Source organism: Thiocystis violacea (genome assembly GCF_016583575.1).
Taxonomy (GTDB): domain Bacteria; phylum Pseudomonadota; class Gammaproteobacteria; order Chromatiales; family Chromatiaceae; genus Thiocystis; species Thiocystis violacea.
On the sequence record NZ_NRRG01000022.1, the window covers coordinates 59,362 to 78,994 of the forward strand.

17 protein-coding genes are annotated in these 19,633 nt (G+C 65.1%); 6 read left to right on the forward strand and 11 right to left on the reverse strand.

Annotation, left to right across the window (positions count from 1 at the left end; translation table 11 throughout):
- Nucleotides 1–34: 34 nt before the first annotated feature.
- Together CKO27_RS12155 and pyrE are read right to left on the reverse strand one after the other, a co-directional pair.
- Nucleotides 35–1,063 (reverse strand): DUF4124 domain-containing protein, encoded by a 1,029-nt coding sequence (locus CKO27_RS12155; RefSeq protein ID WP_200375163.1) that lies wholly within the window; start codon nt 1,061–1,063, stop codon nt 35–37.
- A 1-nt stretch (nt 1,064) separates the two neighbouring features.
- Nucleotides 1,065–1,706 (reverse strand): orotate phosphoribosyltransferase, encoded by a 642-nt coding sequence (gene pyrE / locus CKO27_RS12160; protein ID WP_200375164.1) that lies wholly within the window; start codon nt 1,704–1,706, stop codon nt 1,065–1,067.
- A gap of 89 nt (nt 1,707–1,795) precedes the next feature.
- Between pyrE and CKO27_RS12165 the strand changes: the two genes are divergently transcribed.
- Entirely contained in the window at nt 1,796–2,491 is a 696-nt protein-coding gene (locus tag CKO27_RS12165; RefSeq protein ID WP_200375180.1) for a sulfite exporter TauE/SafE family protein, read from the forward strand.
- Nucleotides 2,492–2,532: 41 nt separating this feature from the next.
- On the opposite strand, the gene CKO27_RS12170 is transcribed toward CKO27_RS12165, so the two are convergent.
- The 3 genes from CKO27_RS12170 to CKO27_RS12180 all read right to left on the reverse strand — a co-directional run bounded on the left by CKO27_RS12170 (nt 2,533) and on the right by CKO27_RS12180 (nt 4,981).
- On the reverse strand, nt 2,533–2,958 hold the full coding sequence (locus CKO27_RS12170) for a hypothetical protein (protein WP_200375165.1): 426 nt from the start codon (nt 2,956–2,958) through the stop codon (nt 2,533–2,535).
- Nucleotides 2,959–3,087: 129 nt separating this feature from the next.
- Nucleotides 3,088–4,152, reverse strand: a complete 1,065-nt coding sequence (locus CKO27_RS12175) for a hypothetical protein (RefSeq protein ID WP_200375166.1) — start codon at nt 4,150–4,152, stop codon at nt 3,088–3,090.
- 52 nt (nt 4,153–4,204) lie between these two features.
- Nucleotides 4,205–4,981 carry a DUF6345 domain-containing protein gene (locus tag CKO27_RS12180; protein ID WP_200375167.1) on the reverse strand — a complete coding sequence of 259 codons (777 nt, stop codon included), beginning with the start codon at nt 4,979–4,981 and terminating at the stop codon, nt 4,205–4,207.
- A gap of 394 nt (nt 4,982–5,375) precedes the next feature.
- On the opposite strand from CKO27_RS12180, the gene CKO27_RS12185 reads away from it, so the two are divergent.
- The 5 genes from CKO27_RS12185 to CKO27_RS12205 all read left to right on the forward strand — a co-directional run bounded on the left by CKO27_RS12185 (nt 5,376) and on the right by CKO27_RS12205 (nt 14,838).
- A complete protein-coding gene (locus CKO27_RS12185) occupies nt 5,376–6,806 on the forward strand; it encodes an autotransporter domain-containing protein (protein ID WP_200375168.1) in 1,431 nt (476 codons plus the stop codon).
- Between the two features lie 87 nt (nt 6,807–6,893).
- Nucleotides 6,894–7,523, forward strand: a complete 630-nt coding sequence (locus CKO27_RS12190) for a histidine phosphatase family protein (RefSeq protein ID WP_200375169.1) — start codon at nt 6,894–6,896, stop codon at nt 7,521–7,523.
- Between the two features lie 178 nt (nt 7,524–7,701).
- A complete protein-coding gene (locus CKO27_RS12195) occupies nt 7,702–12,456 on the forward strand; it encodes a PAS domain S-box protein (RefSeq protein WP_200375170.1) in 4,755 nt (1,584 codons plus the stop codon).
- Between the two features lie 107 nt (nt 12,457–12,563).
- Entirely contained in the window at nt 12,564–14,201 is a 1,638-nt protein-coding gene (locus CKO27_RS12200; RefSeq protein WP_200375171.1) for a response regulator, read from the forward strand.
- A gap of 199 nt (nt 14,202–14,400) precedes the next feature.
- A complete protein-coding gene (locus CKO27_RS12205) occupies nt 14,401–14,838 on the forward strand; it encodes a bacteriohemerythrin (protein WP_200375172.1) in 438 nt (145 codons plus the stop codon).
- A 165-nt stretch (nt 14,839–15,003) separates the two neighbouring features.
- Here the strand turns inward: CKO27_RS12205 and CKO27_RS12210 are convergent, their stop codons facing one another.
- The 6 genes from CKO27_RS12210 to CKO27_RS12235 form a co-directional block, all read right to left on the reverse strand.
- A complete protein-coding gene (locus CKO27_RS12210) occupies nt 15,004–15,819 on the reverse strand; it encodes a radical SAM/SPASM domain-containing protein (protein WP_200375173.1) in 816 nt (271 codons plus the stop codon).
- A gap of 230 nt (nt 15,820–16,049) precedes the next feature.
- Nucleotides 16,050–17,033, reverse strand: coding sequence for an ADP-ribosyl-[dinitrogen reductase] hydrolase (gene draG / locus CKO27_RS12215; protein WP_200375181.1), 984 nt, complete (start codon nt 17,031–17,033; stop codon nt 16,050–16,052).
- Complete coding sequence (locus tag CKO27_RS12220) at nt 17,005–17,589, reverse strand: nitrogen fixation protein NifQ (RefSeq protein WP_200375174.1); 585 nt, start codon at nt 17,587–17,589, stop codon at nt 17,005–17,007. Before CKO27_RS12220 ends, draG begins: the two co-directional genes overlap by 29 nt.
- 2 nt (nt 17,590–17,591) lie before the next feature.
- Complete coding sequence (locus CKO27_RS12225) at nt 17,592–17,939, reverse strand: 2Fe-2S iron-sulfur cluster-binding protein (RefSeq protein ID WP_200375175.1); 348 nt, start codon at nt 17,937–17,939, stop codon at nt 17,592–17,594.
- A gap of 26 nt (nt 17,940–17,965) precedes the next feature.
- Entirely contained in the window at nt 17,966–18,250 is a 285-nt protein-coding gene (locus CKO27_RS12230; protein WP_091331790.1) for a 2Fe-2S iron-sulfur cluster-binding protein, read from the reverse strand.
- Nucleotides 18,251–18,288: 38 nt separating this feature from the next.
- Nucleotides 18,289–19,633: FprA family A-type flavoprotein (locus CKO27_RS12235; protein WP_200375176.1), on the reverse strand; the 1,345-nt coding region annotated here is incomplete at its 5' end.

Below are 19,633 nucleotides of genomic sequence, written 5' to 3' on the forward strand. Positions count from 1 at the left end.
CCGGCCAGGCTTGAAGCGCCGACGCCTGGCGGTTCTAACCCCCTTCCTCGCCCTCCAGAACCACGGATTCCTGGAAGCCGTCGCGGATCTGCGGAATCGTGGGGTTGACGCAGTAGAGACTGGCGGTGAGCTTGTTCTTGCACTGGACGTCCAGGTAGAGATGGACGGGGCGATCCGGTCCCTTCTGGGTCCAGGAGAGGGTCAGGCTGCGATCCTCGCGATCATCCTGCTGGAAGGCGATCAGGAGTCCGGTCCCCGCGACCTCCTTCTTTTTGTCGGAGTGCTTGCGCACATAGCCGACCGCGCGCTCCCAGTAACGCAGACATTGCTCCTCGCCCTTGCAGCTCACCAGGATCGATAGCTTGAGGACGGCCTCGGCGTCATCCTTCGGCTCCTCGGCAGGCGGGAGCCTCTTGAGCTTTCGGTAGTGCGTCACGATCCGCTCGAATTCGTTGCGAATGTCCTGCTTGCGATACTCGTTGTCGACGACCTCGGCATAACCCTCGCGGATTCGGACCACGGACAGGTCGATCTTGTCCATCAGATCCGTGGGGATGGGTTTACCCGCGCCCTCCAGCGCCTTCAGCTCCGCGTTGATCTTCAGCAGATTCTGGGTCTCGGCGCGCACGCCATCGCGCTTGACCTGGATGAGCGACTCGATCGCGGCGATTTTGCCATTGCGGGAAAGCTCCAGATCCTCAATGGTGCGGTAGGTCTTCAAGAGCTTCTCGTCCGCGGCCAATTGATCCGCTCGCTGCTTCGCCTCCTCGACCCGTCGGCGCTCCTCCTCCCTGGCCTGCTCGATCTCCTCCTCGGTCGGGGCGCGCGGAACCGACTCGACGGTCACGCCGTCCTCGGACAGTCGCGTGCGGGCCTTGTCGGCCTGCGAGGGGGGCACCTGGTCGGTGTAGTGGACCTCTCCCTTCTCGTCGACCCAACGGTACAATTGCGGCTGGGCCTGGCCGAGGCCGATCCAGCCCATGGAGCCCAGGGTCAGAATAAGCGCGAGGACCGCAATCCTCGGGGATGGTCGATGGGTGGCGCGATGAGCGAGCAAGGCCATTTCATACTCCGTAGCTTGACCGATAGTTCCGCATGGCCTCCAGGAGGCCCTTGTCATTGGGTCGTTCTTCCAGATAGTCGATGACGTCCGTCATCGTCAGGATGGCGTGAACCGGGATGCCAAAGCTATCCTGGACCTCCTGCACGGCGGAACGCGCGTCCTGTCCGCGCTCCTGGCGATCGAGCGCGATGACCAGGCCCGCTGGAACAGCCCCGGCCGAGCGGATGATCTCGACCGACTCGCGCGCCGAGGTGCCGGCGGTGATGACGTCGTCGATGATCAGGATCCGGCCCTCCAGCGCGGCGCCGACGATCAGACCGCCTTCGCCATGGTCCTTGGCCTCCTTTCGATTGAAGGCGTAGGGCGTATCCCGAGCCTGCTCGGTCGCCAGGACCACGGCGGTCGAGGCGGCCAGCGGGATGCCCTTGTAGGCCGGGCCATAGAGTACATCGAACGCGACCCCGGATCTCAGGATGGCATGCGCGTAGGCCCGCGCGAGCCGGGCCAGTCGCAGGCCCGAGGCGAAGAGCCCGGCGTTGAAGAAATAGGGGCTCCGGCGACCGGATTTCAGCGTGAAATCCCCAAATTTCAAGGCCCCGATCTCGGTGGCGAAATCCATGAACTCACGTTGGTCAGCATGCATCGAGATAGTCCCGTCGGCGACATTGGAATAGGCAATCGGTGGAGCCTCCTGGCCTCGCCCCTCGGGTCTTGGCCCCGGAGATCTCCATGATGTTGGCAACAGAGCCCCAAGTTTACTTCACCGCCCTGGTGGTCGGGCTACTGGGAGGCGTTCACTGTCTGACCATGTGCGGGGGGCTGGCCGGTTCACTGACCCTGGGACTGGACGCCGGGATCCGACGCGACCCCTGGCGGATGCTGCCGTATCAACTGACCTACAACCTGGCGCGGATTGCCGGATACGCCTTCGCGGGCGCCCTCTTCGGTGGGCTCGGCGCCCTGCTCCTTCAGCTCGATGCCTTGCGGACGATGCAGCACATCCTCCATGGCCTGGCTGGCCTGATGATGATCCTGCTGGGTCTCTACCTGGCCGGCTGGTGGCGACTGCTGGCTGGGGTCGAGCGTCTGGGCGCCCGTCTCTGGCGGCGACTGGAACCGCTCGGGCGCCGCTTCCTACCGGTCCGGACGCTGGGGCAGGCCGCCATCATCGGCTTCATCTGGGCCTGGATTCCCTGCGGACTCGTCTACAGCGTACTGATCACGGCGGTGGCGACCGGCGATCCGTTCGATGGCGCCCGGCTCATGCTGATGTTCGGCATCGGCACCCTGCCGAATCTGCTTGGCCTCGCCCTGCTGGCCGGCGCGGCGGCACGGATCGCCGAGCGCGCCTGGGTACGCCGGGTCGCGGGACTGCTGGTGATCGGATTCGGCCTCCATGCGCTCTGGTCATTGGGGTTCCCTGCCTGAGTCGCGAGGTCGAATCAAGCCAGATACCGACCACTGGCGCATCAAGGCTGTCCGCCCTGGTCGGTCCATGCGCCGCCCCAGGGATCGGCGGATGGCTCGGCGGAGAGGGCGGTCGGATCCTCCAGGAATGGCTCCAGTCCAGCCTCATCGGCTTCGGCGTCGCGCCAGGCCCATTCGTCCAGGGGAAAGGATTCTGGGATCTCGGTGACTTCAGGCTCGGGGCGGACCTCCCGGCCCCGGCTGGCTGGCGTGGCGCGGACGAGGGTGTCGGACTTCGGGGCTCGCTCGGTGGGGGCGGTTCTCGGCGGTCGCGCCACCGTCTCGCTCCGGGATTCGGGCGGGGTGGAGGTACCGTGGGTCGCGGGCTGAGACGATGGGGACCGCTCCCCTTCGATCGGCCAGAACATCCAAGTGGCGGCGGCCAGGGTCAGGACGGCGGGAAGCCAGAGGCGGAAGGTGGTAGGCATCGCTGTATCCCTCGATGAATTGGCGTCTGGAGGCTTGAAGGTCGGCCCGTGGCGAGGCCGGCTAACGCTGGGGAAACGGCGAGAGCGGCTGTCGTTCAGCCGCTCTCCGGTTGCCGTCGGCCTCGGGGTCTATTCCCTGGTGACCTTGGTCAGGTCGACGACCGGCTTGCGGGCCAGTTCCCAAACCCGATCCGTCTCGACCGTCTCGCCGGCGGGGAGGAAGTCCAGGCTGCTCTTGAGGATATGACCGGAACCTTCATCCTCGGCGTGCGTTTTGGGGTCGACGATCGTCTTCTGGATGGCCTGGCGCATGCAGCCGGCTTGAATCACCGCGTCTGGGTCGCGCTTGCGGGCGCCCAAATCGATGTAGCCGCACTCGAAACCACGCTCCTTGACCTCGGCGTCATCCGGGTTGAACTTGGAGTAATCGACACCGCGTCGACGGATCTGATCGAGCGGTAGGATCTTCTGGCTGGAGCGGGTCTGGACATAGCTCGGCCAGTCGTAGTCGAAGCCGACCGGCTCGCCGTCGTTGGCGAAGATGACGGCGATCTTGGATCCGCCGCCCAGAACCGGCTGTCCGTTGATGACCCGCGTGAAGACGATGGTGCTGGCCTGGACCAGTTCGGGGTCCATGGACGCGCCGTCCGCCGAGGCGCCACCGCCGCTGATCTCGAACTCACTGAAGTAGGGCACCAGATCCTCGTTCTTGCCGAGCTTGATCAGTCCGTCCAGATGCTTGGCGATGAAGTCGCGACCGAGACTCTCCAGTTCATGGGGTTGGAAGCGCTCCTCCACCGGACGGGCGAGATGCGCGGTCTTCTCCAGATAGGGATAGTTGCGATAGCGCACGCTGGTTCCGTCGGCGTTGACGTTCAGGTACCAGCCTTCCTCGCTGATCAGGGAGGTCTGCTTTTCGGTGACCTCGCGGTTGAAGCGGTCGCTGGTGGAAACGCCCGGCAGACGGCCGTGAAAACGCTCCAGCAGGACGGCGGCGGTAGGCTCGGCACCTGGGCCGGGCTGGCGCTTCAAAAGGTTCAGGCTGTCGACGCCCAGGCCGACGGCGGCGGCGCGTTCTCCGAAGGCGGCACGCTCGGGGTAGTCGGCGGCCAGGGTCAGTGGCGCGACACCGAACAGCAGCATGGCCAACAGGGTCGGGGCGACGGTCTTGGCTGTTGTGGTCTTGGTGGTCATGGTCGTCTTCTCGCGGTTGATTTGGTTGAATCTGGAACGGAACGCGCTGGAATCAGAGGTTGTTCCAATAGCTGTAGCAGTAGTAATTGATGTCGCCATCGCGCAGCCGGCCGTAGGAGTTGTAATTCTGCCATTTCATGTTGTCGCGGCGGCTGGCGCAGTCGGCGGAGCTGCTGCCGGTGGCCATGACGGTCACGTCCTGGCTGGTGGCCCAGTCGGAGTTGGCATCCTTCCAGGCGTACTTGAGGGTGTGACTCTTCTGCATGTTGTCGGCGAAGTCCTCGCCGGTCTCGTCCGTGGTGAGCGAGTCGTAGAGCTTGTCGTGGCTGCCGAGCGCGATGCGCAGACCGCCGCGGAAGATCGGACCCATGCGGGTCCACATCTTGCCGTCGTTGAACTTGAGTGTTTCGCAGGCGTAGGTGGCGAGGATGCTGAGTCCATAGGATTCGTCGCCCAGACGCATGCTGGTGGATTCCGCGAGCATCCCGTCGTCCCACATGGCCCACACGGATTTGTCCGACCAGCCGCCGCCGTGGGTGCTGGAGTAGAAGAGATTGACGTTATCGAGCGTGATCTGGTCGCCGCCGGTCTCCCACCACCACTTCGCGTTGTGCAGGTTGTAGTAGAAGATCTTGTAATCGGTGTCATCCAACTCGTCGTTGAACCAGCCGCAACGCTTCCAGACATGCGGTAGCTCGTTCTGCCAGTTATTCTGGTAATCGGACTGACAGCCGGTGCCGAAGCGCGCGGCGGCATCGGCTTGCAGGGCGCCAAGGCCCAGGCCAAGCGCGGCGGCAAGGGTCAGGGTCTGCTTCAGGGTCGGTTTCATGGTGGTCTCCTCGTTATCGTCGGTCGGGGAAGGGCGGCGGAGGGCGGTGCCAGCGCGCCGGGGTTTGGGTGATCTTCCCATTGCAGAAGCCTTGCCAATTCTTTAAGTTATTGTTTTATAAGTAAAGATTGGTAGATCTGATAGCGCGAGGAGGGTCCGGACCATTTCGATTCGAGCCGATCGGGTCAGATTGGTCTGGTTCGATTGGGGCTCGGAATGAAGCGCCAAGGCTGGCGTTCGGGAGACCGGCGGGCCGGCACGGGATGCGTTCGCGGCCCGGAGCGGCGAGAATCGACCTGGCGCGATCCGCGCCTTGGGGATGAAGTCCGCCAGGAACGGCGCCAAATGACCAAGGGGCCGTCTAGGTCCCAGCTTTCATACCGGAGGAATTCACGTGCAGACCGATCGCTCATGCCCGTCCGTCCCGAAGCCCAATGACGTCCATCTGGCCCCATGGGAGCGCCGCGCCCAGGCCCCGAATCGGGCCGTCGTCCTTTCATGCGGCGCGCTCCTGGCCTGTTCGGGCGCGGCGCTCGCTCAAACCGCTCTGCCGTCCGAGCCGCCACCCGGCTACGCGGCGGCCCTGGCCACGACGACGGTCAACGGCTCCGTGCTGGGACAGGCCGTCTACCAGACCTGCATCACGGGAAGCAACGCGCGCTCGGGGTCGATCGAGAATCAGCGGTTTCAAGAGGACTGCAATCGGCTCGTCGGTAGCTCGTTCAACAATCCGGCCAGCTCCGCCAATGCGCTGGGCCTACTGGCGGCCGATCAGGTCAATGCCCAGAACTCCTCGGCGGTTCGGCTCGCGGCGCTCGGTGTGAGCGCCGTTCACGGTCGGCTGCAACGCATCCGCCTGGCGGAGCATCAGGGCACGGACGCCGCTCTCTATGCCGGGAACGACAGCTTCGCCGAGGGGACGGGCGGGGGCGCCAGCGCGGATCTCGCCAACGGTCCCTTCGGCGCCTTCGTCACCTTCGATTCCGCGAGCGGCGACGAGGACGAGACGCCCTACCAGACCGGCTACGAGTTCAACCGCTGGTCCTTCCTGGGCGGCCTGGACTACCGCTTCGACGACCGTCTGGTCAGCGGTCTGGCGCTGCGCTACGGCGAGGGCGATTTCGATTTCGATCGCAACCGCGGCGACATGGACAGCGAGTCCTGGGGGCTGATCGGTTATGCCTCCTACTCACTGCCCGATGGCTTCTTCATCGACGGCGCCCTGGGTTACTCCCAGAACGACTATTCGCTCAAGCGTCGGATCAATTACACCCTGGACTCGGCGGTCACCGATCAGATCGCGGCCTCCGATCCCGAGGCCGCGCTCTGGAACTTCAATATCGGTGCCGGCTACAGTCTGTTTCGCGACGCCTGGTCGATCACCCCGTCCGCGCGGCTGAACTACGTCAACAACGACGTCGACGGCTATCGCGAGCGGATGTCCAACCCCGGCATGAACGCCGGCGGCCTGGCCCTCTCGGTCGACTCCCAAACCTATGAGTCCCTGAGCTCCGAGCTGGGCTTTCAGATCGCGCGCGCCATCAGCCACACCAGCGGGGTCATCCAGCCGCAGTTTCGCCTGGCCTGGATCCACGAGTATCGCGACGATCAGGAGCGGGTCGGGGCGACCTTCGTCAACGACATCAACCAGCAGCCGCTCTACATCCTGACCACCAAGCCGGATCCGGATTATTTCGAGCTGGGTCTCGGGGTCTCGGCGCAGTTCGCCAACGGCCGCTCCGCGTTCCTCTCCTACAACAGCCTCCTGGGTTACGACAACGTCCGCTACGACGCGATCAGCGCCGGCTTCAGGCTGGAATTCTGACCGCTTCTTCCCATGGCCCGGAAGGGCGAGGCGTCAAGGCGTCGCGCACCCTTCCGGGCGCCCATCCCTCTGACGGCCCGAGACAGGATGAAGACCCCAACCGAGCTCTGCGTGACCCGCCACGGCGAAACCGATTGGAATATCGCAGGGATCCTGCAGGGCTGGATCGACGTGCCGCTCAACGAGAACGGAAGAAGGCAGTCCCGCGAGCTGGCCGAGGCGTTGACTCCCGCGAATTTCTCGTCGATCTGCTCCAGCCCCTTGCAGCGCTCGCTGGAAACGGCCGAGATCATCGCCGCGACCTGGGGCCTGCCCTCGCCCCTCCCCTGCGAGGGATTGAAGGAACGGCATTTCGGCCGGCTGCAGGGGATGCCGAAGGATGATGTGTTCAGGCTGTATCCGGACCTGCATCGCGAGATCCTGAGACGCTGTCCGACCTGCGATTTCGCCGAGGGCGAGTCCATGGATCATTTCGCGGATCGGGTCATCGCGGGCCTGCGCGCGATCGCCGAGCGGCACGCGGGAGGGCGCGTGCTGGTGATCACCCACGGCTGGGTCATGGACGTCATCACGCGAGAGGTCCGCGATCTCCCGCGCGACGCCGTGCTCGACATGAAGCGCGGCAATGGCGAATCGATCTGGCTCAGGCCGGTCGGTGGGACGGATTTCGCCGAAATCCAAGCGCCCGAGCCAGGCGAGACCGCCTCCGGGCGATGACCCGATAGGCCCGCGCGCCCGCGCGTCCTTCCCATCAGGCGTTACTTAACCGTCAACGCATCGTAGAATCCGAGGCCGGTCAATCCACGAGTTTCGCGAGGCGACGGTGATTCCCTCGACCAAATCGCCTCCCATTTCCCCGTTTCCACTCGGCGACTGGCGCGCTCGCTGGCCCGCGATGCTGACGCCGGCGGTCGCTCTTTTGGGAAGCCTGGCCGTCTACTGGTTTGCCGGGGAGTGGGACCAGCGAACCCGCGCGGCGCGCTTTCAAGAGGATGTCGCGGTCCAGGCCCAGACCATCCAGCGCCAGCTCGATGGCCTGCTCGCGGAGGCGCGGGCGCTGGCCCAGTTTCACGGTGCCTCGCCCGAGGTCGATCCGCGAGCCTTCGCCCTTTTCGCCGATCCCCTTCGGAGTCAAGTCCAAAGCCGTCATACCCTGGCGTGGCTCCCCCGGATCCTGGACAGCGATCGAACCAGCTTCGAGGCCGGGGTACGCGCGGAAGGGGCGACCGGCTTCCACATTGGCGACTACGTCGATGGCGGCCTGGTCCAGGCCGCGCGACGCCCGGAATACTTCCCGGTCTATCGATTGGCGCCGGCGCACGGCCAACTCCTCGCCCTCGGCCATGACCTGGGCGCCGACCCGGCGATCCGAGCCGCCCTGGAGCGCGCCAGGGACAGCGGTCGGCCAGCCGCCAGCACGCGAACGGCGGAGACCGGATCCCAGCGCCTGATCCTGGTGTTCGTCCCCCAGGCCCGCCAGGGATCCCTGGGCGATAGCCCGGAGGAGCGGCGCCGGAACCTGGATGGCTTCGCCGTGGGCGTCCTCGGCGCGCGCGATCTGATGGAGGAGACGCTGACCTCGTTCCACACGCCTGGTCTCGATTGGCTGTTGACCGACAGCGCCATTCCAGGCGACGCGGGCTGGATCCATGCGCATCGCTCCGGCGCGTCCGGATCGAGCGCGACGCCGGGCCCGGCGGCCTTCGAACATTCGGCCCTGGAGCATCGTGTCACCCTGGAGCTGGCGGATCGTCGCCTCGATCTGCGCGCCATCCCCGCGCCAGGGGCCTATCCGCCCAGCCTCTGGCCATGGGGGCTGCTCGCGCTGGGTCTCGGCCTCGGCGCCGTGTTGACCGCCATCCTCGAACATCGTCGAGTCGCGCGGGCGCGCCGGTGCAAGCGCGAGGAACTGTTCGGGCTGTTCATGGACCACAGCCCCGCCCTAGCCTGGATCAAGGACGCGGACAACCGTTATCTCTATGTCAACCGCACCTTCGAGCGGCGCTTCGGGTGGCGTCTCGCGGACGTGCGGGGCAAGACCGATTTCGATCTCTGGCCGTCGGAATTCGCCGCGACCTGTGTCGCCGATGACCCGTCCGTACCGACGGTGAATCCAGTCCATCCGTTCAGCGACGGATTTCTCCCCGAGGAGGGTGCGCCGAGTCAGTGGGAGACGCTCAAGTTTCCCTTCGAGGACATCGCCGGTGGCCGCTTCGTCGGCGGCGTGGGGATCGAGGTCACCGCCCAACGTCAGGCGGAACTGGAGCTGGAGGGCTACCGGCGGATCGTCGAGCACTCCAAGGAAATGCTCATGTTCGTTGACCGCGATCTCAGGTATCAGGTCGTCAGCCCCGCCTACGCCAAGCTACAGGGAACCACGCCGGAGCGTATCAGGGGACGTCTGGTGCGCGAGGTGGAGCGTCCGGAGATCCTGGCCCAGATCGAACCGCATCTGCTGGCGACCCTGGCGGGCGAGCCGCGTCATTTCAATGTGTCGGGCCGGGATGGAGCCGGACATCCGCGCTATTTCGAGTCGCACCAATACCCCTTCATCGAGGATGGCAAGGTGCGTGGCCTGATCGTCAGTCTGCGCGACGTGACCGAGTCGGAGCGCCGGCTGGACAGCCTGGAGTCCGATCAGGCGGATCTGGCGAACCTGGTGGCGGCGCGCACCGCCGAGCTGACCGCCTCCGAGTCCAAACTGCGCACCATCTTCGAGCTGCTGCCGGTCGGGATCTCCATCACCGATCCCTCGGGGCGGATCCTGGACTGCAACCCAGCCTCGGAACAACTCCTCGGCATCACCCGCGAGCAGCACCTGCGCCGCGACTACGATGGCCGGGAATGGTCGATCATTCGTCCGGATGGTTCGATCATGCCCGCGAGCGAGTACGCCAGTGTCCGCGCCATGGTCGAGGGGTGTCCCGTGCGCGACGTGGAGATGGGCATCGTCCGCCCACGGGGCGTCACTTGGATCTCGGTCAGCGCCATGCCTGCCGGTCATCCGGACTATGGCGTGGTGATCGTCTATGTCGACGTGACCGAGCGTCGACTCGCCGAGGTGGCGCTACGCGAAAGCGAGCAGCGCTGGAAGTTCGCGCTGGAAGGCCCAGGCGACGGGGTGTGGGATTGGGACGTGGAGAGCGGCGGCGCTCTACTGTCCAGGAGTTGGAAAACCATGCTGGGATTCGCGGAGGACGAGATCGAGAACCGTCTCGAATCCTGGGAAACCCGTGTCCATCCGGACGACAAACCGGGTGTGATGGCCGCGCTCCAGGCCCATCTCGATGGCGGAACGCCGGTTTATACCAGCGAGCATCGCATGCGCTGCAAGGACGGCGCCTGGAAGTGGGTGCTCGATCGCGGCCTGGTGGTGAGCCGCGACCCGGATGGTCGCCCTCGGCGGGTCATCGGCGCCCATTCCGACATCAGCGCGCGCAAGGAGGCGGAGTTCGCGCTTCAGGCGAGCGAGGCGAGGGCGCGCGCCATCTTCGATGTCTCGCCGGTGCCCTTGGCCATTTGCGAGGCAAGGCACGGGATCGCTGATCTGAACCCCGCCTTCGTCGCGACCTTCGGCTACGGGCGCCTGGAGATCCCAACCCTGCCGGACTGGTGGTCGCTCGCCTACCCCAATCCGAGCTATCGCCAATGGGTCCAACGAGCCTGGAGCGAGCGTTTGGAGACGATCCAGGTCGAAAGCGGAACCTTGGATCCATTGGAATTCGAGATCCAATGCAAGGACGGTACGATCCGCACGGTCATGGTCACGGCGACCCCGCTCGGCGGGCGTTTCGATGATCAGTATCTCGCCACCTTCTATGACGTGACCGATCTGCGGCGGGCCAGGGAAGAGGCCGAGCAGGCGGCGCGGATCAAGTCCGAATTCCTGGCCAACATGAGCCACGAGATCCGCACGCCCATGAACGCCGTGCTCGGCCTGGCGCAAATGCTGGAGCAGGAACCGCTGCCACCCGATCAGGCGCGCATGGTGCGGCAGATTCGCTCCGCCGGAGGCACGCTGCTCGACATCATCAACGATATCCTCGATTTCTCCCGGATCGAGGCCGGACAACTCCGCCTGGAAACACGCCCCTTCACGCCAGTCGCGATCCTGGCCCATGTTCACAGCCTCATGGGACCGATGGCCCACGCCAAGGGACTGGTCCTGCGCCTGGCGATACCCGAGGGTCTCGATCGCGCCTTGCTCGGCGATCCGCGGCGGCTCCAGCAGATCCTGGTCAATCTGATCGGCAATGCGATCAAGTTCACCGAGCAGGGCGAGGTTCGGGTCGACGTCATCCCCAAGGGGGCGAGCGCGAGCGGGATCCGTCTGCGCTTCGAGGTCGCGGACACCGGCATCGGCATTCCCCCCGAACGCCTGGCCAGCCTTTGCGAGCCCTTCACCCAGGCGGACGGGACCATCTCGCGCCGGTTCGGTGGCTCCGGGCTGGGGCTCTCCATCAGCAAGCAACTGGTGGAACTGATGGACGGGGACTTCGGTTTCGACAGCCAGGTCGGAACCGGCAGCACCTTCTGGCTGGAGGCGTCATTCGTCTGGTCCAGCGACCAAGAGCCCCAGCCCGCCGAGGCGCCGCGTCAGGATGGTGCGACAGGTTCGCGACTGGCCGGGCTCGGCATCCTGGTGGTGGACGACAGTCGGATAAATCGGGAGGTCGTCGAGCGGGTGCTGCGGCGCGAGGGTGCCCGCTCCATCCCCTTCCCCGATGGACGCCTGGTCCTGGACTATCTGAGACAGTACCCGCGCGACGCCGACGCCGTGCTCATGGACATCCAGATGCCGGTGATGGACGGGCTCGCCGCCACCCGTGCGATCCGCCGAGAACTGGGCCTGACCGAGCTGCCGGTCATCGCCTTCTCCGCCGGGGTGCTGGACGGACAGCGCCAGGAGGCGCTTGAGGCTGGATTCAGCGATTTCCTGGCCAAGCCCGCGGACCTGGAGGACATGGTCCGGTTATTTCGGCGCTGGACCAAGCCCAGATCCCCAATGGAGTCACCCCCATCCGACCCCCGGATACCCGGCACGGCGATAGCGGTCGAGACCGATTTTCCGGACATTCAGGGTCTCGACACCCAGCGGGCGGCGCGCCTGCTCGATCACGACTGGCCCTTTTTCCTTGGACTGCTGAGTCAGTTCGCCGCCGCCCACGCGGATACGGCGCGATCCCTGCGCTTGGATCTGGCCGACGGCCAGGTGTCCAGGGCGTCGACTCGGTTGCATCAATTGCGCGGCATTGGCGGTAACATCGGCGCCCAGAATCTGGTGAGCGCCGCCCTCGCGCTGGAGTCCGCGATCCTGGGTCAGACAGGGGATGTCGATTCACTGATCGAGGACTTCGAGACGCGGCTGAGCGCGCTGCTGGCCGCCATCGCGCCCTGGCGGGAGTCATCGGAGGCGAGCGATCCGGACCAGGGCGAGGATCGCCCGCTCGAACCCGAGACGCTCGCGGCGCTGCGCGCGGCGCTGGCCAGCCGGGATCTGTCCGCGCTCGACCTGATCGAGACCCTGCGGCCGGCGCTCGCCAGCCATTTGGGACAGGCGTCGGCGCGCGCGCTGACCGAGGCGATCAGCACCCTGCGTTTCGAGGAGGCGCTGGCCCGGCTCGACCAGGATTTGAACGGCTTGAGTTGACGTGGGAACCCTTGAATCGGCAGGCATCAACCTTGACAGCGACGAGCCAGAGCCAGGGCTCCCAGGTAATCGGATGATTCGTTCTTAGTTCATTGTGAGGCATGCGAATGGCTGAACGTTCCACCGCGCGGGTACTCATCGTCGACGATGACCCGGCCAGCATTCGAATCGTGGCGCGGGCGCTGGCCCCGGATTTCGTCTCCGAGTTCGCCCTGTCCGGCGAGGAGGCGCTGGCGCGGTTGGGTCAGGGCGCCCAGCCCGATCTGATCCTGCTCGACGTCATGATGCCCGAGATGGACGGCTACACGGTTTGCCGGCGCCTGAAATCCGATCCCGAACTCCGGGATCTGCCCGTGATCTGCATGACCGCCAACAGCGATTTCGACAGCGAGACCAACGCCCTGCTGGCCGGCGCGGCGGATTTCATTCCCAAGCCGGTTAATCCGGAGGTGCTGCGGCTGCGGGCGCGCTCCCAGGTTCTGCTGCGTCAGCGCGAACAGGCGCTGCTCAAGCTCAACGCCGAGCTGGAACACCGGGTCGCCGAGCGCACGGCGGATCTGCGCCTGGCGCTGGAGCAGGCCGAGGCCGCCAGCCGCGCCAAGAGCCAGTTCCTGGCCAATATGAGCCATGAGATCCGCACCCCCATGAACGCCATCATGGGTTTCTCCCATCTGTTGAGCCGGGAACTCTCCGACGCCAGACAGCTTGAGCGCATCGAGAAGATCAACGGCGCGGCCAATCACCTCCTGGGCCTGATCAACGACATCCTGCATCTCGCCAGGATCGAGAACGGCGGACTCTCCTCGGAGCTGGTGGATTTCTCGCCCGCCGATCTGCTGGCTCAGATCGGCACCCTGATCGACGAGAAGCGGCGGGCCAAGGGACTGGAATACCTCGTCGATCACGGGGATCTTCCGACGGTCCTCAACGGCGACAGCACCCGCTTGCGGCAGGCGCTCCTGCACTATCTGGGCAATGCGATCAAGTTCACCGAGCGGGGCACGATCCGGCTGAGCACGCGCGTCCTGGAGGAAACGCCCGAGGATCTACTGGTCCGCTTCGACGTGGTGGACACCGGCATCGGTATCGCCGCGGAGCTGCAATCGCGGCTCTTCGGCCCCTTCGAGCAGGCCGATGGATCCACGACCAGGGAGTACGGCGGCGCCGGTCTGGGTCTGGCCATCGCGCGGCGGATCGCGGAGATGATGGGTGGCGGCACGGGCGTCGAGAGCGCGCCGGGGCAGGGTAGCCGCTTCTGGCTGACCGCGCGTCTGCGCAAGCGCTCCGAGCCGGCCGGGAACAGCTCCCCGGAGGCGGCGGCGTTCGAGGCCAGGGAGACTCTCGCGCGCGACCATCGGGGCCGGCGCGTCCTGGTGGTGGAGGACAATCCGATCAATCAGGAGGTGCTGCGCGAGCTTCTGAGCGAGGCCGGACTCGCGGTGGATCTGGCCGAGCACGGCGGGCACGCGCTCGAACAAGCCCTGCGAAGACGCTATGACCTGGTGCTGATGGACGTCCAGATGCCGGAAATGGATGGATTGGAGGCGACCCGTCGGATTCGCGATCTCCCCGGCTGGAGCGAGGTTCCCATTCTGGCCATGACCGCCAACGCCTTTCCCGAGGACAGCCGACGCTGTTCGGAGGCCGGAATGAATGCCTTTTTCGCCAAGCCGGTGGATCCCGACATCCTCTATGAAGCCCTGCTCGCCTGGCTGTCCTCGGGTGTCGTCGATCAAGAAGCCTGAGTAGCGCCTGGCCACGCGCCCGTCGGCTCGACCGGGTGGCCGGGATTCGACGGGCGAGCCCATATCCCCTGTCCAAAGTGTGGTCTAGGCCACAACCCGCGAGGTCGTGCCGCGCCGAAGGCGGGCGTTCGTGATAATTTCCAAGACGATAGGAATCCTTTCACCCTTCACCTTTACTTCGCAGCGCTGGATAGTCGCCATGAGCTACTGGACCTGGAGTCCCTCCCTCTCCGTCGGCATCGATGTCATCGATGGACAACACCGCCGGATCATCGATTACCTCAACGAGCTGGACACCGTAAGACGCAGCAACGACCGGGACAAGGTGTACGGCGTGCTCTTGGGGATGGTCGATTACACCCGCACCCATTTCGCCTTCGAAGAGGATCTGATGAGGCAGGCGGGCTATCCGCTGACCGAGGCCCATAAACGGGTGCATGACGCCTTCGTGACGCATATCGACAATTACGTCGCCCAGCACGAAAGCGGCAAGGACGTCACGCGCAAGCTGACGTCGGAGCTTCAGATCTGGCTCACCAATCACATCCAGAACGACGACCGGGATTACGCGCGGGTCGCCGGCAAGTTCATGAACAAGGGTTGGCTGAGCAAGACCCTGAGCCGCTTCTTCGGCTAACCGCTAACCGGATTGAATCCTTTCACGGCCTCTCTGGCGATTTCCAGGAAACCCCGCACCCTTGATCCGCCCGGTCATGGACAGGATCAACAGGATCCGGCGGGATGGGTGGGGTTTATAAGGCTATGTTCTTAGTGCTGTAAATCTTGAAGCGTCCTGTCGATCCTATCCGGTTCCGGACCTTTCGGTCGGGCGCGGACTGTCCTGGGAATCGCCCTGGGAAAAGAGCGTCCTGACTTCGCTCACCTCTTGGTAGCCGGGGTCGAGATCGCACCTGTAACAGAGGCTCGGGACGGGTCCACCCCGATGAAAGCCGGCGCGGACAGCCGCGAAATCGGGGCCGTTCCAGATGTCCGCGAGACGATCGACGTTCGCGTCACCCATCGGATGCCAGCATTGGTCGTCGGTGCAGCAGAGGGCCACGCGGCCCGTCACCGTGATGTAGAGCTGCCGGAATGGCCTGGGACAGAGGAGGCCCGGATAGCGACCCTCGCGTTCCGCCCCGCCCTTGACGACGCCGCCGCGACTCGACCAGCCGGTGAAGGCGCTCGCGTCCGCGTGATGGATCTTGCGCCGTTGCGGGTCCGGCAACTCGTGCTTGAGCCGAACGAGTTTCTCGGCCGCTTTCTGGCTGTAGGAGTTGACCTTCATGGCGTCCAGGCCGGCCTGGAAGAGGCTGGTGGCCCGCTCGGTCGTGAGCAGATCGCCGTTCGTATTGATGAAGTTGAGCGCCCGCGGACAGTGCCGCTTGGCGATCGTCAGCCAGCGCTCCAGTCTCCGATCCAGCAGTGGCTCGCCATTCATGTAGAAGGCGAGACGTCCCGAGAAATCCATCGCGCCAAGCTCGTCGATGATCCGGAGGAAAAGACCCTCGTTCATGAAATGGGGAACGATGTCGATGTAGTGATGGGTGCAGAAGTGGCAGCGGCGTGTACAGGCCGTCGTGGTTTCGATAAAGACGCAATCAAGCACGGGTTCCATGGAGAGACCTGCAAGTCGACGGTTCCCAGTGTCGCGCTGTCTTATCCTGGGTGAGGCATGAAGCCGTCGGAAGGATTCCGATCGGGATCCTGGGAGTCTGAAAATGTGGAGCACTAGACTCGAAAGGGCCGGAAGGATACAGGGATCCCTCGTGGGATTCCATGGCTTGGACGTCACCTGGCCCAGCGGGTCCGAGGCGTCAGGCCTCACGGCGATGCTGTCCCCGTAGCTTAGCCGCCGAGCGGGCAAGAAGTGTGAACGGCGCGGTCCGTATGGTGGGCAAGGATGGGGGATGCCGTCAGCAGCTCGATGGCCTGGGCTCTACAGGCTTCCAGCGTCGGCTTGTCCAGCGTCCTGAGCCAGCGTTTAGGAAGGCTGGCGATTCCATACAGCGGCCCCGCGATCATACCGAGGATGGCGCCGGTGGTATCCGCGTCGCCACCGCGATTGACGACGTCGATCATGGCGGCCTCGAAGCCGGCCGTGGCGAACAGGGCCTGAAAGACTGCCCTTAGGGTCTCGACGATATAGCCGCCCGGATTCTCCGTTCGCTTGCGGTCGAAGCGATAGCTTGGGTGCGTGGCTACGAGCGTTTCGGCGAGTTTCTCCAGTTCGTGTCTGGAGCCGCCGAGCATGGCGGTCTGAACCATGCGGATCACGGTGAAGGTGCCGGCATCGGCCAGGGCGTTGTGATGCGTGACATGCGCCTGGATCCGGTTGGCCCTGTCGATCGCGTCCGGGTGGGCGCCCAGGGTGAAGAGGGCGATCGGAAGGGTGCGCATGCAGGCGCCGTTGCCCGCGTCGTATTCGTTCTCGGGAACTTCGGTGGTTCCGGCGCGGCGATAGAGGCTGATGCCGCGCCTGACCGTGTGACCGATGTCCACGGGTTTGGTGTGCATCCAGTCGCTGAACGCATCGGCGATCGTTCGCGCGTCGATGTCTCCGGCATCGAGCAGGCCCCGACCCAGGGCCAGGCTCATCTCGGTATCGTCGGTCACCCGCCCTTTGCGCAGCCGCAGCCAGCCGCCGCCGATGATGTCGCGATGCTCGCCGTGCTGATCGCGGATCTCGCGCGGGGTCATGAACTCGACCGTGGCCCCAAGGGCATCGCCGATCGCCAGCCCGAGATAGGCCGCGATGGCGCGCTCCCGGAGGATCTCCTCTGTCAGGTTGGCGAGAATGCCTTCACTCCTCGGGTCCGAAACAGACCTGATAGTCGACGCAGACCGCGCAGGATGGCACGCGGCACAGATAGACGCCTTCCGACTCGCACAACTGTTTGTACAGAAAGCGCTTCCACTTCATGTCGCGGCTGTTGCGCGCGGCCAGTTCGGGGAAGTTGCGACGCATCAGATCGGTCAGCTCGGCGCGGTTCCAGAGTCCGAGGTCATGCCACAGATGATCGCTCGCCATGCAGCCGGCGGCGACCGTCCGCGCCATCCAGGTCTCCGAGAGTGACTGGTGCGCGCGATGGTCGAGCAAAAGCCGGATCAACTCCTCGCGCTCGTCCAGCCGGTTAGCCATGAGGGGCGAGCCGCCGTCCGTCGCGGAGAGCACGTCGGGCGAAACGCCGGGAAAATGATGGGCGATCAGCCGATGGAAGTCGCTCAGGTCCAGTCCGAGCCAGGCCGGAAGCGCGCCGCCACCGGCGGCGCGCGTCGCGATCATGCTCGCGAAGGCTCGGTCATTGCCGTCCCCGGCCGCGCGGACCATCAAGCGGGCGAAGATGCGATCGACCTCCCGTGTCAGGTCTCGGGCCAGGGTCGACACGATCAGTACTCCACCAGGATGTCTTCGTCGCGCACGATCATCTGACAGGCCAGGCGCCATTCGCTCGGCATGTCGTCGACCGCGAGACGATCGATGTCGTCCTTGGTCAGCTTGCCCAGATGGCGCAGCACGGTGATTTCCTTATCGGTCAGGTGATAGCCCATGGCCGGCTTGCTGTCGACGCTGGTCACGCGCACCACGCAGTTGCCGCACTCGCCGTCCTGGCAATCGTGATGGACTGGGATCTTGTGCTCCTTGGCGAGCTTCAACAGGGTTTCGGTGTGGCTTCCAGCCACGGCGTAGACGGTCTTGTCCTTGTATTCGGGATTCGAAAAGGTTACGAGGGCCACGTTGTTTCTCCGTATGAATCAGGAAATCAGGCCGGCTTGACGCGGCAGTCGCCGAGGATCTGGGCCTGGCAGGCGAGCCGGTCGTGACGGCTGGCCATGTTTTCGCGCAGAACCTTTTCCTCCAGCACCGAGGGCTCGGTCAGATTGTTCCAGCCTTCCTCGACATGCATCATGCAGGTTCCGCAGTCGCCCTCGCGGCAGCCGTAGATGATCCCCGCGCCGATTTTCTCCGAGACCTCGATGACCCGCGTGCCGGCCGGCACGTTGACGGTCTGGCCGATATCCGTGAAGGTGATTTTGGCTTTCGCCATGATGTTGGACTCCTATTTGAGTTTTCAGTCGTCGGTTGTCAGTTGTCGGTTGTCGGTCGTTGGGGGCTTCGCGTGATGGACCGGACCGTCGCGTCCGGCTCGGCCAGGTCGGCGAGATCCACGACCCTGTCGGTATCCGTACCCTGGATGGCCGCGGCCAGTGCGCGCCCGAAGGCTCGGCACGTTTCCAGCTCCTCGTCCGTGGGAATGAGCTTGATGCGCAGACCGGCCAGCGGAACCCGCATCTTGAGTCCGCGCATCCGGTCCTCGATCATGCGCACCGCCTCGCCGGTCCAGCCGTAGGAGCCGAAGGCGGCGCCGAGCTTGCCCTTGAGATCGATCACCGCCAGTGAGGACAGCAGATCCCAGATCGGCTTGACCGCGTCCCCGTTGATGGTGGGCGAGCCCAGCACCAGGGCGTCGGCCGATTCGATCAGATCCACGAAGGGCTGAAGCTCGCCGCCCTCCAGGTCGTAGAGCGATACGCGCACGCCGGACTGCTCCTCGGCCCCGGCGCGAATCGCCTCGGCCATGCGCGCGGTGTTGCCGTAGGAGGTCATGTAGAAGACGATCAGGGTCTTCTGGTCGCTGTCGAGCCGTTCCGTGAAGCTGGCGCTTGAAAGTTCCCGGTAGCGGGTCAGATAGCGTCGCGGCCGGTCGCGCAGAATAGGGCCATGGGTCGGCGCGATGATCTTGAGCGGCAGTGGCTCGATCAGCTTGAGCGCCTTCATCACATGCGTCTTGAAGGGCCGCATGATGTGGGCGTAGTAGTAGTCGAAGGCGAAGCGAAAATCGCCGCAGCGATCGTTGAACAGCCGGCCATCGCAGTGATGGCAGCCGAAGACATCGCCCGAGAAGAGCACGCCGTCCTCGACCAGGTAGGTGCATTGGGTGTCCGGCCAGTGCAGGAAGGGCGTGTGCAGGAAGCGCAGCGTCCGCCCGCCCAGGTCGACCTCGTCACCCGTGCCCACGGTCTGGAACTCCAGCGGTTGGTCCTCGTGTGGCTTGAGCAGCGCCTTGAGCATGCCGGGCGCGCGGGTCGAGATATAAAGACGCGCCTGCGGGGCGCGGCGCATCAGCTCGGGCAGCGCGCCGCTGTGGTCGGGCTCCAGATGGTTGAGCACGATGACGCGGATCTCGTCGTAGCGGGCGACCGACTCCAGTCGCGCGAAGAAGTCATCCGCGAACCCGGCCTTGACCGTGTCGATGACCGCCACGCCCGTCTCGCCACGCACCAGATAGGCGTTGTAGCTGGTCCCGTTGGCGGTGCGCAGGATGATGTCGAAGCTGCGCAGGGTCGGATCCAGCGCGCCGATCCAGTGGACGCCGGGCGCCAGTTCGACGGCTTCGCGATGATCGGCGAGATCCCCGGCGGGGGCGGGG

What these genes read in the sequence shown, in the direction of transcription:
- CKO27_RS12155 (WP_200375163.1), bottom strand. Translation starts at nt 1,063, where the DNA reads ATGGCCTTGCTCGCTCATCGCGCCACCCATCGACCATCCCCGAGGATT.
- pyrE (WP_200375164.1), bottom strand. Translation starts at nt 1,706, where the DNA reads ATGCATGCTGACCAACGTGAGTTCATGGATTTCGCCACCGAGATCGGG.
- CKO27_RS12165 (WP_200375180.1), top strand. Translation starts at nt 1,796, where the DNA reads ATGTTGGCAACAGAGCCCCAAGTTTACTTCACCGCCCTGGTGGTCGGG.
- CKO27_RS12170 (WP_200375165.1), bottom strand. Translation starts at nt 2,958, where the DNA reads ATGCCTACCACCTTCCGCCTCTGGCTTCCCGCCGTCCTGACCCTGGCC.
- CKO27_RS12175 (WP_200375166.1), bottom strand. Translation starts at nt 4,152, where the DNA reads ATGACCACCAAGACCACAACAGCCAAGACCGTCGCCCCGACCCTGTTG.
- CKO27_RS12180 (WP_200375167.1), bottom strand. Translation starts at nt 4,981, where the DNA reads ATGAAACCGACCCTGAAGCAGACCCTGACCCTTGCCGCCGCGCTTGGC.
- CKO27_RS12190 (WP_200375169.1), top strand. Translation starts at nt 6,894, where the DNA reads ATGAAGACCCCAACCGAGCTCTGCGTGACCCGCCACGGCGAAACCGAT.
- CKO27_RS12195 (WP_200375170.1), top strand. Translation starts at nt 7,702, where the DNA reads ATGCTGACGCCGGCGGTCGCTCTTTTGGGAAGCCTGGCCGTCTACTGG.
- CKO27_RS12200 (WP_200375171.1), top strand. Translation starts at nt 12,564, where the DNA reads ATGGCTGAACGTTCCACCGCGCGGGTACTCATCGTCGACGATGACCCG.
- CKO27_RS12205 (WP_200375172.1), top strand. Translation starts at nt 14,401, where the DNA reads ATGAGCTACTGGACCTGGAGTCCCTCCCTCTCCGTCGGCATCGATGTC.
- CKO27_RS12210 (WP_200375173.1), bottom strand. Translation starts at nt 15,819, where the DNA reads ATGGAACCCGTGCTTGATTGCGTCTTTATCGAAACCACGACGGCCTGT.
- CKO27_RS12230 (WP_091331790.1), bottom strand. Translation starts at nt 18,250, where the DNA reads ATGGCGAAAGCCAAAATCACCTTCACGGATATCGGCCAGACCGTCAAC.